This window comes from Vibrio sp. YT-19(2023), from assembly GCF_033337395.1.
Genome location: NZ_JAWOQN010000652.1, coordinates 1 through 639, shown reverse-complemented (window position 1 = coordinate 639; position 639 = coordinate 1). Strand labels below are relative to the sequence as shown.

1 protein-coding gene is annotated in these 639 nt (G+C 45.1%); it reads right to left on the bottom strand.

Annotation, left to right across the window (positions count from 1 at the left end; translation table 11 throughout):
- Positions 1-639 (bottom strand): Na+/H+ antiporter NhaC family protein (locus R7E78_RS27690; protein WP_318058827.1); only part of this gene is annotated, 639 nt, incomplete at both ends.

The window sequence follows — 639 nt, the reverse complement described above, 5'->3', positions numbered from 1 at the left end:
TAAGCTCATGCGCTTCTTGAGTGTCGTTCTCTTTGTCTTTGTCAAAACCACGACCTTGAGACGCTGCAATTTCATGCTCGCGCATCTTGCCGATATCTAGACCAAACCACGCTACTGCAAACACCATTAACAGCGCAAATACAGCGTAGAAGTTCATTGGTATAAGACGCACATACGCCCCAAGCGCTGAATACTCAGTAATACCATGTGATACTAAAATACCGCCGATGATAGTAATGATGTAAGCACCCCAACTAGAAGCTGGCATGATGACACACATAGGTGCAGCGGTTGAATCTAGGATGTAAGCCAGTTTCGCACGAGATACATAGAAGCGATCCGTTACTGGGCGTGAAATCGCACCTACAGCAAGACTATTAAAGTAATCGTCGACAAAAATGAATACGCCTAAAAAGGCTGCAAGAAGTTTAGAGCCGCGTTTACTTTTCACACGAGACTGTGCCCATTCAGCGAATGCGCGAGTACCGCCAGAAAGCGTCAATAGAGCCGTTGTCATGCCTAATAGAATTAGGAAACCAACAATGCTCATGTTCCAAGTGTTAATTCCACCATCTTCAATGAAGACAGAAGACACTTGAGTACCTACATAGCTTGCAGTACCACCAATTGACCAGCTGT